The organism is Salicola sp. AFF1 (assembly GCF_056783195.1).
This window is the reverse complement of record NZ_JBXAYL010000036.1, coordinates 1-15,455: the sequence shown is the minus strand read 5'-3', so window position 1 is coordinate 15,455 and position 15,455 is coordinate 1. Positions and strand designations below refer to the sequence as shown.

General features: G+C 53.0%; 8 protein-coding genes. All 8 read right to left on the bottom strand.

Annotated features, from left to right (window positions below; translation table 11 throughout):
- Positions 1-897, bottom strand: an 897-nt coding sequence (locus AC1RQI_RS15415; protein ID WP_481905510.1) for a DUF262 domain-containing protein, incomplete at its 3' end; no start/stop codon positions are given.
- A gap of 219 nt (positions 898-1,116) precedes the next feature.
- Entirely contained in the window at positions 1,117-3,162 is a 2,046-nt protein-coding gene (brxL, locus tag AC1RQI_RS15410; RefSeq protein ID WP_481905509.1) for a protease Lon-related BREX system protein BrxL, read from the bottom strand.
- Positions 3,163-3,176: 14 nt separating this feature from the next.
- The gene (gene pglZ / locus AC1RQI_RS15405) at positions 3,177-5,513 is read right to left on the bottom strand and encodes a BREX-1 system phosphatase PglZ type B (RefSeq protein ID WP_481905508.1); all 2,337 of its coding nucleotides are present in this window, start codon (positions 5,511-5,513) and stop codon (positions 3,177-3,179) included.
- Positions 5,514-5,516: 3 nt separating this feature from the next.
- Positions 5,517-6,242: a hypothetical protein gene (locus AC1RQI_RS15400; RefSeq protein WP_481905507.1), complete on the bottom strand. Its 726-nt coding sequence runs from the start codon at positions 6,240-6,242 to the stop codon at positions 5,517-5,519.
- A gap of 41 nt (positions 6,243-6,283) precedes the next feature.
- Positions 6,284-7,294 carry a MarR family transcriptional regulator gene (locus AC1RQI_RS15395; RefSeq protein ID WP_481905506.1) on the bottom strand — a complete coding sequence of 337 codons (1,011 nt, stop codon included), beginning with the start codon at positions 7,292-7,294 and terminating at the stop codon, positions 6,284-6,286.
- An 81-nt stretch (positions 7,295-7,375) separates the two neighbouring features.
- Positions 7,376-9,064, bottom strand: coding sequence for a DUF262 domain-containing protein (locus AC1RQI_RS15390; protein ID WP_481905505.1), 1,689 nt, complete (start codon positions 9,062-9,064; stop codon positions 7,376-7,378).
- The gene (locus AC1RQI_RS15385) at positions 9,061-12,522 is read right to left on the bottom strand and encodes an Eco57I restriction-modification methylase domain-containing protein (protein ID WP_481905504.1); all 3,462 of its coding nucleotides are present in this window, start codon (positions 12,520-12,522) and stop codon (positions 9,061-9,063) included. Before AC1RQI_RS15385 ends, AC1RQI_RS15390 begins: the two co-directional genes overlap by 4 nt.
- Before the next feature lie 33 nt (positions 12,523-12,555).
- The gene (gene brxC / locus AC1RQI_RS15380) at positions 12,556-15,366 is read right to left on the bottom strand and encodes a BREX system P-loop protein BrxC (RefSeq protein ID WP_481905503.1); all 2,811 of its coding nucleotides are present in this window, start codon (positions 15,364-15,366) and stop codon (positions 12,556-12,558) included.
- Between the last annotated feature and the right edge of the window lie 89 nt (positions 15,367-15,455).

The following is a 15,455-nucleotide window of genomic DNA, read 5'->3' as shown; positions in this document are numbered from 1 at the left end:
AGGATGGAGAACGGGTGGAGGATCAATCTGACAGGAGCGCCGCCTGATGGTCATACACCAGATTTGACAATAACTCACTCTCATTATTTGATGCCCAGGAACAGCCGCCAAAGCTAATCGGTCATATATCCTGCCCCAAATTTCTTTAAGTTGATTCAGATAATCTGTCGCTGCTTGGGAATCAGTTGCTGTTTCAAAGGCAACTCCCATCAATGAGCTTTTGCATTTATCAAGCCAGTCTACTGAGAGCCCCCTGCTATTAAGTACTTCGAATATTGAGTATACAGCCCTTTGATCGTTTGTATCAAAAATAAGAAACCCAAGATTATTCTTTATCACCCTCAGCAAACCCACAACATCGTTATTATAGTCTTCTCGCCAGCGCCTAATAAACTCAAAACAATCTGAGATTGCCTGCTTTATGTTTTTGTCGGAATGCCTTTCAATTTCGTGGGCAGCCGGGTTACGCCCTTCTCTTATAAAACGGTTAAGTATATATTGGTTTGAATTGTTGGCTTGGAGAAGAATAAGCTCACTATTGCCATCATTTCCTTTGACTAGGGTTTCATGAATTCCTCTCTTTACATCCTCATCTTCAATCGTCAGCTCAAGACATTTCAAGAGAATAACTATTGTGGTAATCCTCTGCTGACCATCGACGATATCGTAATGAGAAAATGAGTCTGCTCCAATATTGCTACTTTGATCAGTCTTATGACACACTATAGTTGCCATAAAGTGATGATCATTATCACCTCTCCGGTAAACCTCTTCAATATCATGAAATAGGTCTTCTCTCTGCTTTTTCTTCCAGCTATAAAAGCGCTGGTATACCGGAACCTTAAATACGCGGTTCGCGAAAAGGCTCTGAAGCGTACCATATATCGGCTGTATCATAACGTCCTCAATTGGAAATATATATCTTCAAATGTTTTTAATAAGGTTATAATCTTACTAAAATTCATAGGCTTTATAGTTAATTTTCGCTTTCCACCATATAGAAACCTACATAAAAAGTCACACTGAATAATTCATTTTTATTTCACATTCTGACATAAAAAGAACCCTATGATATTTAAGTCATACCAGCGCCCAACATCAAACTATTTTATGACCTTATTCAACTAAAGCCTTCAGTAGGGCATCCCTAGTATCGGCATAAAACTGAATATCAATACTCGTTGCCATATCATCGGACAGATCAAGCAAATGCCGGCGGCAGGTAACAGGCATCAAGATCGCGCTAGCACCCTTTTCGACAGCCATTTCTACCAGGGTGACCGGGTTGTGAACAGGCTCAATCGAACCACCAAGATTGATCTCTCCAACAACAACCAAACCACCCCTAGCACTCTTCTTAAGCAACGCAGAGGAAAGCGCTATAAGGGATGCCACGCCGGTTTTCGCACCGCTTTTGGCAGCATCAAACCCTCTGAGCTGAACATTAAACTCATGCTGACGGGGCTCTTTGTCTCCAATTAACTGGTAGGTTCTCGCGTAAAGATTCTGTTCGGCATACCCAATACTTTCCTTGAACGCTTGTGGCACCGGCTTATTGAGCACCTTCACACCTGAGCCAGGCCCTTCCGTCGCCTCAATTCGAAACAGTCCTGCATGTTCGTCCTGTCCGCCAGGGCTTATCGTCCATACCTGCCCTGGCTCTAATGGGTCCGTTCCAATGCTGTCATCACCCTGAAGCTCCGGTGTGGAGACAAACTGCTCAACGCCATCTTCGCCCAAAATGAAACTGAAATGCGTATTCCGAAATTCTGCGGCGCCAATGCGTTTCTGCTGCTCTTTAACACGCCGACGACACTCCAAGCCAAGCCGAACGGCCCATTCGAGTTCCTCATGGCTTGGATGCATATCCTCTGCTGGGAAAAGCAGCTTGAGAAGGCCACTCACCGTCTTGTTAACGGCGTTCACGTCCCGACCAGATAAGGAACCACCATAAAAGACTTTGCCCTGAAGCTCGGAAAGCCGGCTTTGATTCCGCACTTGACTCCAGCACTCAGAAAGGAAGTCGCTTACAAGCCCGAAATGCTCCGTGAGAAGCTCTTTGTTGATTTTCGGAGCATCCCATCCAGGCAGGAACGCATGCAGGCGGTCCATGAAGGCTGTGTCGTCACGCATCTCTTCTGGTAGCGGGCCAAACAAGTGACCAATTCGCTGCTGATGCTCAACGTCCACCTCGAAATTGCCTGCCATCACAATAGAGCCATCAGCTCGGATGCTTTCTTTACCCCTGCTGAATTCACCCGACTCCATGTAGCCTTTCATGATGTTGACACCATCCTTGCTATCAAAGGATATGCCAGACACTTCATCGAAGCAGACCACATCGTACTGGCACACCAAACCGCGCTGACCGGTTGAGTTATTAACGAACATCTTCGCGACGGTGGCTTTGCCGCCAGAAATAAGGTGGGCATATGGAGAAACCTGCTGGAACAAATGGCTCTTACCAGTACCTCGGGGTCCAAGCTCCACCTGGTTATAGTTCCGCTCTACAAAAGGCACCATCCGTAGCAGCATCAAGTCCTTCTGGCGGTCGTCTAGCTCATACGGCTCGAAGCCAACCGATCGAAGCAGAAGATCCTTCCATTGATCAAACGTGAAGTGTTTTCGCGCCTCCTTCAGCGTGTCGAGCACGTCTCTTTTGGATAATTGAATCTCTCTGAGCGAGTACACACCAAATGGGCGGCCGTTGGACTCCATCGCAATGGCCGCGTCGTACTCGACCGTAATTTCCGCATAGAATCCACCAGTAAGCATTCGTTCGTGCTTTTGGAGCAGATCCGCGCTGATTCGGGCATTGTTTATTTGAAGACTTGGGATTGTTGCTATATAGGAATCTGTCTTTGCATCAAGGCGCGCTGTAATGAGGTCGATCACTTTGACCTCACCGTTCTCTCTCGCGCGGGCCTTGAACAGCTCTTCTTCACCGGCGCGAACCGTCCTGGATTGCAGTTGGCTCTGTACGATTTCCAAGCCTTCTTCAATCTCATCAGGATTGGTGCTGGCGCAATACCGGCCCAGAAGGAACTCCACAACATAAGTCGGTACCGGGAATTGGCGACTGAACGTGCGAACAAGGTCTTTACGCACGAGATAGCCATCCAAGGTTTCCGCTGCCAGTTTATCCAATTCGTCGAGTTGCATCGTCAGCCCACCGCTTAATTTTCACCAATCCGTGTTGCCTGTTGCGCTACCAGACTTCCAGTATCATCAAGGATAACAATTACTGCTTCTACACCCTCTTGCTCTTCGTCGGGCACGACCACTGAGGCGACACCGTGCTCATTGAATGGCTTCGGTTTCAGTACAACACTGGAGCCGGGATCACCGGCATGTTGGCGCACATCCAATGTAAGCTCGTTCGCAGCTTCAAGCTCAACGGAACAACGCAGCCCCTTCCACGCCACCTCCTGAAGAGACACTGAGCCTTGGCGACTGGACGACCCCGTCACAATCAACTCGCAGGTATAAGCTTCCTGGAGCGATAGCCCACCGTGCGCATACTCTTCACCTGCTTTAAAACAACTGATGCCGTCCGCCAACGCAAAATGCTGGCTCTTGTCCCAGTACCAAGGGTACAAACGCTCGTCATTGGGCGCACCTTCTTTGACTTCGGCACAGCGCCCCCATTTCGTATTCGTGAGGCTTGCGGACAACTCGACCTTGGGAAGCTCCCCGGGCATTAATAACCAGCCATGGTCAGTGACCACGCGCACTTTGGGCCATCCTGCATTCAAAAGAGCACGGATGCGCTCAGCAACCTCATCAAGGAGCTTGTCCACGCTCTGCGCCAAACGCCAGCCTCGGTCATGGCCTTCGCTGTCGATGTCGCCGAATTCACACCAGGTGTTTAGAGAGGTATCCGCGTTTGCATCATGAAGCGATCTCACCTCTTTTTGCTCTAGAACCTGCCAGCCACCTTGCTTCAGCATTTTTTTGAATAGGTGGGACGTAATTGGCGCAAAATCATAAGGCCCGCTGCCGCCCTCTTGTAGATTTTTCTCGCCAACCACCGGCGCCACCGCATATTTTCCAGTACCGGTTACACTGGGCAGCGCCGCCCATCTGGGCGTTTCCTCAACCTCCAGGCCGCCCTGTTCAAGCAGCGACATCAGACGCATCGCGCAATCAAAACGAAGCCCATCAACGAAAAGAACACATTCCACTGCCCCCGAAGAGCCAGACGCTGACACACGAGGTTTACATCCGTGAGCTTGGGAATCCCATCGAGATTGAAGATAGCGGGCTGCTTCCTCGGACCAAGGCAAATAGACGGAACGTATCGCAACGGATACCGCATCCAACATTCGGTCTGAATCCACTTCACCCAACGCTGAAAGCACGGCGTCGTCAGCACGCCACCCACTATGATGGTAGGCCGCAGCGATATCCTCCACATCGCCCACGGCAAGACTATTACGGGTAATCCGAGCCACTTCTGCTAGATGCTGTAATGCTTTAGCCAATGGCGCCCGGCCAAGCTCCGCCCATACCCAATCCCGCCGTATAGCATGCTCTCGTTCGAGCTCTTCAAGGCGATCCCGCGCCTGATGATCGGCCATATTGGAAAGCTGTCTCAGATCCGAGAACAGACGCTCTTCTTGCTGATGGTTATAGTGTGGCCAACCCTCAAGTTCTTCTGGGTTGGCGAACATATCGAATTGCTGCGGATTGAGTTGGTCAAGCCGCTGCGGAATTGACGGGTATCGTTTGGGAGCTTCACAAAAGCGATCCCAAACAAGCTTCCAGTTTCCGGCATGCTCGGCAAGCTTCTCCAAGCCTTCCAATGCCCCTTGTTTCTCCGGGTTGAAGACGAATTGAGAGCGACAGACTTGCACGAAGGCTTTCCAGCCTTCGTCTCCCTTTTGACGCTGAAATACTTCCGGCTGATCGAGCCAATTGAGTAGGTCTTTAACCGGGTCGCCCCCAGTCAAAAGCGTATTGAAGTAATCGGAATCGAGGTGCCGCCCTTGCAGGGTTTCAACATCCTCATCAACAAGTTCCGTTAGGGCCAGGAGCATGGATTGGATCGTCGCATTATCACGCGCTACATCAAGCCCCAGCCCGCCTTGCTGGGATTTGAGAAACGCGTACACAGTCCAGTCTTTAGAGTTGACCTGCGACCAGAGCGCGCCTCGATACTGTAACTCCGCCAAAGGAATCAAGGATTCCGGGCACTCGCTCACAGCCCGTAACTCCGACCGAGAAACACCCGGCAAATAGAGAACCGGGGTTGCCTCCTCCGGCACAACATTCTCTTTGAGCTGTCGAGCGATAGCACAGCGTAACCAAATCGCCGGGCCCCGCCGCTCCTCGGGGTTATACTCCCCTAAAACCAAGAGCTCAGGCATTTCCGCTTGAAGGACAGGAATCACCGGCTCCCATTGCCGATCACTATCCGTCCATAGAATGCAGGCCGGCGGCACTTCGATATCCGGATTATGGCGGGCCGCGCTTCGGACTTCACTAATCAGCATGCTGGCCACGGTACTCATGGGTTAATTCTCTCCCGCCGCTACTGAAAGACCGAATACTGCCCCAACTCGGGCCAGAACCTCGTCAGGGGCAACACCCTTAATCCCTCGCCCTTTTAGGACGTTGCCATCAATTTCAGGTTCGACCTGCTCAAGAAAAGCGGTGAGATCACCAGCTATGCTGTCGGGCAGTGTGATGGAGCTGTCGGGCTCCAGTATCTGATAGAGGCTGAGCACGTCATTGCGGTGTTTCTTAATGTCCTTGCTGTCGACCTTTCCACCCGCGGCCTTGCGCTCCGTCATATCCAACCAAGCCTTTGCTTTAAAGGGAATCAAGCAACGCTCATCAATAATAGACACCCCATCACGCTCGGTGGCGTTGGCATGCAGAAACTGGTAGTAGTCTTCGTCCAGCAAAATGGCCGAAAGGCTGGAAACGTCCTCGGCAACCGGAATCGGCGTCAAAAGACTGTCATCGCCCAGCACCAACTGGTCAGGGGCACGAGAGAACAGTTCCAGCATCTCCGGGTAATCCTCTTCCGATGGATGGCTGAAACGGTAGAAGATTTTCCCGCCGGAACTTCTTTCCTTTATCTGGTACCCGCCCTCATTCACAAACTGCCAGAACAACCCGGCAAACTGCGAATCCAGGGCTTCAATACTCAGCACAATGTCCAGGTCGCGTGTCGCGCGGGGCTCAAGCCCTGCGTCATCCAGCACCAACCAAAGGGCGGCACCACCGATGAGCACATAACAATCCTTGTGGTCCGCGAAATAATCGCGGAAACGGTTCAGTCCTCTAACCATGCAGCCTCCATCATTTCTTCCAACGCAATCTGAACGCGTTCATCAGGCTCGTCTTTTAAGCTCAAATACAGGGAAAAAGGGTCAACAGCCCCATTTCTGGCAAGCAATCTCGGCTCATAACGCCAAACCTGCAGCTGACAGGTATCGCTCTCGGGTATCGGTACTCTCTCAACCGTCCTCGCCAAGAACTTCCAGTCGTCTCTTCCCATAGCAAACACTGGCTCGCTCGGCTCAGCTAACAGGCTGTATTTGCCCAGTGCTGTTTCACCGGCTTTTAAGAGGCCATCCGCGGGTAGATCATGCTGCCACACACGTATCGTCTCCCGGACCGGATTGCGCAGCCTGTTCTCTGCCTTCTCCCACAGCGCTTTTAGCCCCTCTGGAAAATCCAACAACCGTTCTCGCCCTTCACGAGCAACGCGCCCAAGCCCCTGCGCTTCAATTTCATCCAGCGCCCGGGATAGCGTCATCGCCGAATAGCCTAACTGTTGAGCCAGCGCCTTGGGCGACATGGCAGCGTCTATCCCACCATTCAAAGCGTACAGAATCACAACCTGGGTGGCAGGCATGAGCAGCTGGGACTCCGTTTTGGGCATTCGCCGAAGCTGGCTACTTCTAGACTGCACCACAGCGCCCAATGCCGGCCAATTCATTTGCAGGCCGGGCACCACAAATGGAATGCGCCGCTTCACCAGGCTCTGCCTGACATAGGCAGACAGCTCGTCCGCGATAAGGCAGACATTATCCAGAGGGGGCTCTCCCGCCAGCGCCCTCATGATCCGTGCTAGCTGTTTCTCGAATCTGGCTGGCTGAAAACTGTCGGGCTCGCGGAGAACAATGCCAAGGAAATAGCTGTCATCCACCCGGAGTTGATGGAGCACATACTGCTGGCTCAGGTGCTGAGGCAAGCGCGCCCCGTCCATTGGCTGCGCACGCACCCTGGCTCCTGTCACCTGAGAGACGTAGTCTTCGAATTGGGCGATTAACGGCATCATATCAAGACAATAACATTTTTATCGACGCTAACATATAAAATGTTATTGTTGGATAAAATGTTATCGTCCTCCTCTAAACGCTTATAGCCGCCACCCCTTTTCCAGCGTCGCCAGAAGATCATCCTGCCTGGCTTGAACCACCTGCGGTGTCCACTCGGGCTCGCTCAACACCTGGCTTGTCAGCGCATAAGAGGATACGTTGCCGCGCCCCTGAAAATACGCCGACTTCTTTTTCTCGAAGTCATAATTCTGAGCGGCTGAGTTACGCCGCTTATTCAGGGGGACGAGATTGGCAATTTTGTGCACCCACTCCTGGCGCTCTGAGGCATCAGGCCAATCCTTCTTCCACTGACTCCCCTCCTCCACCGTCTGCGGCAGCACATGCTCAATGGTGAGCACGTTCGCATCATAGGTGGCGCTTCCGTCGGAAAGGAATGAGTCGAGCCGGAGAATCAGGTAATTGCGCCGGCGTGCTGTCAGATAATAGATGTCGCCGCTCAGCGCGCTCTTCATTTCCATTTTCTCGGATTCACTCAGCTCAACCGCCTCGACCGGGTTATCAGGGCCATGCGCCTGCTCCAGCGCTTCAATCAGCTCGGCGTATCGCTCAATCCGCTCATTAACGTTTTTCGCACAGACGTGCATAAACGCCGCCAGGCGTTCTAAGCGTTCAAAGAACCAAAGGACGTAACCTGGGTTTTCCTTATACTGGGTCAGGAAAAGCATCGCCGGCGGCGCCCAGTCCGAATTATCAATTCGGTTCAGCCACCGAAGGTACCAGTTGATCTTATCCGCGTCTGACTCGCTCTTGTATTGGGACTCTTGCAGTACCGAAAGGGACTCGGCAAAAGGCTCCAAAACCTCACCAACCAACTCCTTGGACGAATGGATGCTAGGAAGCACTTGCTCTCTGAACTCCTCCAACAACGCCCGCTTGGCCTTCTTCTTCCCGTAGACCATACGCACAAAGGCGAAGAGGTCGTTAAAGCCTTCTCGACCCAGCTCTACTTCCATGTCCTCCCAGCGTTCGTTGTAACTCGCCTGCTCGGACTGGTCCGTGATTTTGCCAATGGTCTCTGCTTTCAGAATATCGGTGGGTTGCAGGTCGAGCCCCCGGCTGTTCATCACTGAGAAAACCCTGAATGCGGATTTCTGGTTCGGCGTCGACACTGCTACCAGGAAGCAACGCGTTACCAGGAACGCCCCAAAACCACTAATTGCATCCGTATCATTCCCGAATTCACGCAGTAGGCGGTCCATTAAGACCTTGGTATTCGTTTTTATGTTCTTCTGGGACTCATTGTTGAGCTGCTCCGTATCCAGCCCCAACAAAAGATCCAGACGCAGCGACTGGACATACTGCTCAAAGAACTCGCGATCACGTTCTCTTAACGCAAGTCTTGGCTTCGGCTTCAACCCCTGAGAGGGGCGTCCGGGCTCCCGGATATAGCCTTCAAAATCCTCCCTGAGACTCCCTTCCAGCTGATAGCTAATAACCGCCAGGAGTATTGTTAGGGTGGTTAGACGCTGCTGTCCGTCAATGACTTCCGAGTGCGGCTTCCCCTCTTCCTTGATCAGCACAATGCTGCCCAGAAAATAGGAATCCTCTGGCTCCGTTTTATAGAAATCGTAAAGGTCATCAAACAACTCGGAGGTTTGATCAACTGTCCACGCATAGGGTCGCTGGTAGGACGGAATCACATAATCGAAATCTGAGCTGAACACTTTCGCTAGCTCAAACTCCGCGCCCTGGATATTTCGACCGCTCATCCCTGCTCCTCCGCTCGTTGCCGTGCTTTCTTCTTCTCGCTCAATGTCAGGTGGTGATCATTAATCCGGTCGCCACCAAAGGTGCCGTACCAAGGTGCGGATTCCACATCTTTGCCCTTATCTTTATTCCACTTGATATTCGGTTTATCACGGAGGATCCCAGCACCTTTCTTTTTAACGTCACCAACACGCATGAACGGACGAATATTAAGGCGCACGCCGTCATTGAGGTCTGGCTCCCAGCCAATGGGCTGTTCCTCTATGGGCTTCCAGCGCACGAAAATATCGTAGCCATAGCCCTGTTCCGGATAACCTTCGCCTTCAAGGATCAACTCTAGTTTTTTCTTAAGCGCCTCTGCGGCAGCCAACCGTTCTTGGGCGCCCTCGAAACCTTGCTCAACATCCTGTTTTTGGCGCGCAATCCAGTCGCCCAGGTAGGTGTAAATCAAGGTTTCCAGGTTCTTGCGATCCAGCTTATGGTAGTTCACGAGGACTGAAAAACCGTCCCGAAGGCCGTCCCAGATCTGCCAGATAAAGGGGCGATTCTGAAACAGTTTGCAGTGCTGTGCGAAAAACTTGTCGCGCAGCCAGGTTTCCAAGTTTTTGCCATCATGGTCGGCCTGCTTGAGAAGTTCAGCCAGCACGTTATTGGACCACTCATCGCCATAAGCGGCAGCCAGTAGATTTAACAGGCGATCCGTGGCGGATGCTTCACCACGCACAGGTGGGATACAGACAATGCCGTCCTCATCTGCGAATCGGAACAATTCCTTACATCGATTTACGCATTCGCGCTGCTCATCAGCGAGCTCCATGCCCTCATCCACTTCGGCAGGCCACCGATAACCAAGCAGGCGGGCGGTGGCGATCTGTAACACGATGTCATCTATGCGCAAGGGACCGTGGACAGTCCATTTCAATCGCTCTTCCCATACCACTGAGCGAGCAGGGTGCCCGTGGAAGAGCCACTGACTCGGATCGTTGGTGTAGGGTTCGGGTAGACCATACGGGTATTTTTCTTCAGCGACCTTTTCCCAATAGGTCCTGTTGAAAGGAACTTTGACCAGAGTTTTATTCGTAACTTTTAGTGCTGAATCTATTCCCCGAACAGCGGCGTTATATTCATCACTTTGAACAAAGCACCAAAGCGCTGCCCTATCTTCACGATAATACGGAATTATAGTCGCTGCATTCTCATCGAACATTTCTCCTTGATAAAGAGTGGCGGGAAGATGCCTCATCTGCGTCACAGTAACACCTTCTGACCCCCACGCTTTTCGCCCTTTTACATAACATGACGGTTCTCGAACCATACTTCCACTACCGTTTTCCCATAAAAGAACTTGGGAGCGACCATCATAGTGGGAAGTATTTTTCACTGAACCCTGATAAGGAACCCAACCATCAGAGATTCTGCCAGATTCCCAATAATAATGAATGAATCGATTCAAATCTCCAGTGGACAACCCCTTGTAGCCATCAGCAGACTCGTTCAGAAGAACGTCTACCCCCGACTCTTCAAAGACAACCCGAGCATCTGGATTGTTCAGTTGATTCTCCTGTTCCACACTTTTGACTTCGAATTCCCGTAGCTGTGTGGCCTTCTGAGCGGCCGAAAACGCCTCTGAGACATCAAGACCACGCATCCAACTGACATGCCCGACCCCACCGAATAGGTCTCCAGATGCGTAAGCACCATTACCACGGCTCAAGCAAATCATTGCCACAAAGGCACCAGCTGCAGCAGAGGAATCAAATCCTCTCTCCCCTAATCGCGCAACAAAATGCCATGTACCGCTCCGCAGCAATTTTTCTCTGAAACTCTTGTAATTAGTAAGGAACAACCAATTCTGAGGCAATACAACGCTGGAAGTGCCACCCAGGGCGCAAAACTCCAGACAGCGGTCTAAAAAAACGGTTGCCAAGTCGTTTTTGGCTTCGGGGTAATGCCTTTCGCAGAAGTCCCGCAACCGTTCACTCTGTTTCCCGCGCTGGAGATAAGGTACGTTGGTAATCACCCACTGGTACTGGTCGGACAACAGGGTGGACGCCTTGGCTAGGCCCTGAGCCACCACGGCAGCCTCCTGCTGGGTCTCTTCTGTTGCCTGTTGTTCACTTTCCAGAGCTTTATTCAGAGATGTAGATAGATCCTCCCACTTCACCAGGTTGACGGCATCGGCCTTGGCGGGATTCAGCAGACTGCCAAGTACCGGGGCGTCCTTGAAGGCATCGTGCATCCAGTCCAGCGCAATGGTGAGGTTATGCCGGCCAAGGCCCAGTTGTTTCCATTCCTCTTTGGCGACACTGACGGACAGCCCCGTACAGGCCAAATGCAGTTCTGGCAATGAGCGATAGCCGCCCGCCCCCGGATAATTCCATGCAGTTAGTGCCAAAGCAAAAGCGGCCAATTCCACGCAACGCTGATCCAACTCAAGGCCATGAAGATTTTCACGTAATACCGCATCCACGGCATCCCGGGCGGACAACCCCTCACGTTCCATGCGCATGGGCACCAGCATCAGAAAAGCGGCGACCAAGAAGTGGCCCGAACCACAGCAAGGGTCCAGTGTTTTCAGTTCGGCCAGTTGTTCCGGCCAAGCGTCAAACGTGCCGGCCGCTGGGGTCCAGGTGCCATCCTCCTGTTTCACAAAACGAAGGTACTCCAGCGGCACACCAGGGATCGCCGCTTTTTCGCGCAGCTCCTCCTCGCTTTCAGCATTCTGCAGGTCGCTGTCGCTGAGCCTACGAGCCGCCCACCAGGCACCAAGTGAGTTGTCTAGCAGGAAGCTCACCATATAAGGCTCGGTGAAAAGCTGGGTCACTGCTGGCAGTTCACGCTCTCCGATCTTCACTTCGGATTGATTAACCTGCTCTTTGTTCTCGGACTGCCAGAACTGATAGACCCACCCCAGTGAGTCGGAGGCTTTGAACACTTCCTTGGGGAGGCCTGAAACCAGATTTTCCAGTTTTCGTTGGTGTTCCGCCGGCAGCCGCAACTCAAAAACCGGGGAATCGTTGCGGAAAATCTGCGGCAACATGCCAGCGGCATAGCGCGCGGCCAGCTCCCAGCCATCAGCGGCCCCTTCATCAGGGGCCAGCTCCTCGCACTCTTCGAGGGTGACCGGCACGGGGCCGTCCGGGTCGGGGTACATCAAGAGGTCATTCTCCGCCAGGAAGCGTGCGAACAGCATCCGGTGCCAATGTTCGTACGCAACCTCACGACTTAACCAGAAGGTCTCTTGTTGACCCCGCCCGAATCGCTGATCGCCCAATTGCCTCCCGTGGGCGCGCAATCGCCGGCGAAGGTCACGATCCTGTTCCGTTAAGTGATCATAGGGCTCCTCGGAATCGACGCCGAGCTGCCCCAGCATGGCTTGAGCGGCGTCTTCCGCCGCGCGCCGGGCTTTTTTGACACTATTTTCAAGCTGACTTCTCAGCGTTTTATCCAACGGCTGCATGCTGATTGTTCCTTCTTTCGCCGTGTCTGGGCCTTATCGAATACTGACCGGACCTTTTTCCAGGGCTTCCTTCAGTACCTTGGCGGCCTTTTCGGCCCAGGCATCAATATCCGCCTCCGACTTAAAGGTGTCTTTAGGCAGGGAGACAAACTGGACCTCTGGCTCCATCATTTCAGCAGCGCGCCGTGCCACTGTATCGAAGCGGCCGGGCATGGCGGCTATGCGCTCTCGCAGCATCTCCACCCGAACCTTGCCCAGTGTCGACAAGACTTCGTCAGTAGAGCCCACGCGGATCTCCACGTAGTGCGCATTGGTGAGCCGTTGTTCTTCGAGTAGTTCGTGGCGCTGGTCGGGGGTCAGGGACTGCCAGTTGGTATCCGCTTCCAGGCGTGCCATCCCTTCCTTGTGCACCTGGTCATAGTCTTGATCCAGGGCATTAAGTGCGTCGCGGAGCAGCTGCGTCACATTGTCCACGAGGGGGCGGACTGGGTCCGGCTCATCCAGCAGTTGGCGTTGCTGTTCAATCTGGCGCTTCTGGGCCAGCAGTTCGTCGGCCCCATCCAAGCTTTTGGCATGCTCAACCAACGCCTCTAACGTTCGCCACTCACCTTCGCGTTCACGAATCTTGGCTTCCGTTGCTTTCCATTCATCGAACAGTTGGGTAAGCGTTTCCCGATTGTTGTATACCGTGAGGAGTTGTTCATTCCCTCTGCTGAGACGAATTGACTCCAGAACCTGGGTGTCCGGCTTCGCGGGCCGAGGTGGCTCACCACCCGCGTGATCGGCCAAGTCCTCCATCTTGGCCAGGAATTCCGGGATCGCAGCCAGCTCTTCACCTTGACTGACTGACACGCTCGCTTTCTGCAACACCTTGCGGATCTGTATCCGCTGGGGTGTGCTGATGGTGGTGGCTTCAACCTTGAAACGTGTCTTTCCGATGGCCTTGTTTTCCAGGTTGCGTGGCTCAATGGTGTTGCCGCGCTCATCCTCAGCCCGAATCACCCCGGCCACGAGCAAGACCTGTAGGCCAGCATTCACAGCATCACGTGGCCAGCCATACTCTTTGCCTTCAAAATGGTCGCGAATTTCCGCGCCTGTCTTACCGCCCCCCAAGTAGGACAATACCGTTTTGCAAACGGGATGCTTGTCGGGCTCCCCGTCATAGCCCACGGCTTTAAGGGCGTCGGGGGCGCCGTTACGGGCTTTGTCATAGACCTTGGACCAGTTCGGGTCATCCGCCAGGTCGAATTTGGGGTAAAGGCGGGTTAACGAGTTCTCCGCGCCTTCCAGAATCATTTGCTGGAGGTCATTGCCCAGCACTTCGTTCCCGCCGCCCTGGAAAACCCGAGCTCCCGAGAATGCATCATCCAACAACTCCCGGATTCGGGATTCCGCTGTATTCTTGGTGGTCTCCATCGCCTGCCTGGCCTCCTGGCCTTCAGGGCTGTTAGGGACGCCACGCTTGTCGAGCGTTGCCGATGCGGCCTTGTAGTCGATCAACTGCTCACGCAGTTCATCCGAAGAACGCCGTGGGATGTAGACAAAGAGGGTTGGCGACTCGGAGCCCGCGTGCTTTGCATCCGCCAGAACTTCTTGATCACTGGCCTCCCAGCCATCACGTACCCACACGTAGACCTTTTGATCCGCATCATCTGGAAGCTGGGCATCAAAGCTGGGGTACAAATCTCTAGCAACTTTCGATTGCCCCTGCATGACCTGTAGCTTCTTAACCTGATTCGCGAAATGCTTGCGAATACGATCTTCGCGCTCGCTTTCCACACGGAATGTTTCGTTACTCAGGTTGCTCTTCTGGTTTTGAAACTCGTCATCCCAGGCCGAGCTTTCTTCAGTTTGAATGCGGTATTCATCCTGAACCCTCATCAGGAGATGGCAGTTATCCATCAACGACGGCAGCTTACTGCGCAACTGGCTGCTGCCTTCCGTCAGGTCGGTCACCATCAGGTCCGCAACGGTATCGACACTTGAGCGGATGCCCAGGTCCTGGTTCTTGTTCGCGACTTTATTAATGAGAAAAACCAGACCACAGGCGCGCGCCAGAAGGCGTTCATCCTCGCTGCCATGGCTCCAATCACGTACCTGGTCATGCACCTTGCGGGGCAGAACGCGAGCCTGGAGCAGCTTCTCCGTGGTGTCAAAATACAGGTAATCGCCAGGAATGACGTGCCCGAGCGGCTTATCAAGATTGGTCTGGATTGCCTTGTGAACCATGCTCAGTTGGTTGCGGAGCTGGCTTGCGGTACCGGTCTCATCCAATACTCTTAGCCCCGCCTCCCAAAACCGGCGACGAACCGGCAGGATCGGATAGTCCTGGTCAAACTGGGCAATATCATCCTGGCGGTGCGCGATGGTTGTTTCCTGGAGGTGGCGCGATATCTCGCCAAGGTTCGCCTCCATCACTTCTTTGATGGGTTGTTTCGCCTCTGGCTTTTTCGCCAGGATGACTTGGCGGATAACGGCATCGACGTCTGCATCGGAGAGCTCAATCCGTATGGTGAAACGGCCTTCCAGCTTCCTGAGGTTATTAGTGCCGGTTACAGCGGTCTGCCCCGTTCCGATAAACATGAGCTTACCGCCGAGGTTTTTGCAACACGCTTCCACGGCCTCCTGAACATCAATGGAGCGCTGGCCATCCGTGCCGATGTACTGCTGGACCTCATCCAGAACCACCAGTGTTAGAGGGAAATGGCCGTCTTCTGTTAACGCCTCCTTGATCGTTTTAACCATCTCCTCACTGGAGACATCGTTCACATTCGGATAGAGCTGCAACAAGGTATCCGCACAGGCCTGCGTCGAGGAGAACGTTTTGGGTTTGGCCTCAACCAACGCTTCATGGAGGGAGTTATGGTGATTTCTGGTGTATGGAAGCAGGCTGAAGAGGTGGCATATCCTGTTGGTTGATCTCCGCCAAGATC

Bases quoted from the DNA above. Each gene is read 5' to 3' on its own strand.
- brxL (WP_481905509.1), bottom strand. From the start codon at position 3,162: ATGCAACTCGACGAATTGGATAAACTGGCAGCGGAAACCTTGGATGGC.
- pglZ (WP_481905508.1), bottom strand. From the start codon at position 5,513: ATGAGTACCGTGGCCAGCATGCTGATTAGTGAAGTCCGAAGCGCGGCC.
- AC1RQI_RS15395 (WP_481905506.1), bottom strand. From the start codon at position 7,294: ATGATGCCGTTAATCGCCCAATTCGAAGACTACGTCTCTCAGGTGACA.
- AC1RQI_RS15390 (WP_481905505.1), bottom strand. From the start codon at position 9,064: ATGAGCGGTCGAAATATCCAGGGCGCGGAGTTTGAGCTAGCGAAAGTG.
- AC1RQI_RS15385 (WP_481905504.1), bottom strand. From the start codon at position 12,522: ATGCAGCCGTTGGATAAAACGCTGAGAAGTCAGCTTGAAAATAGTGTC.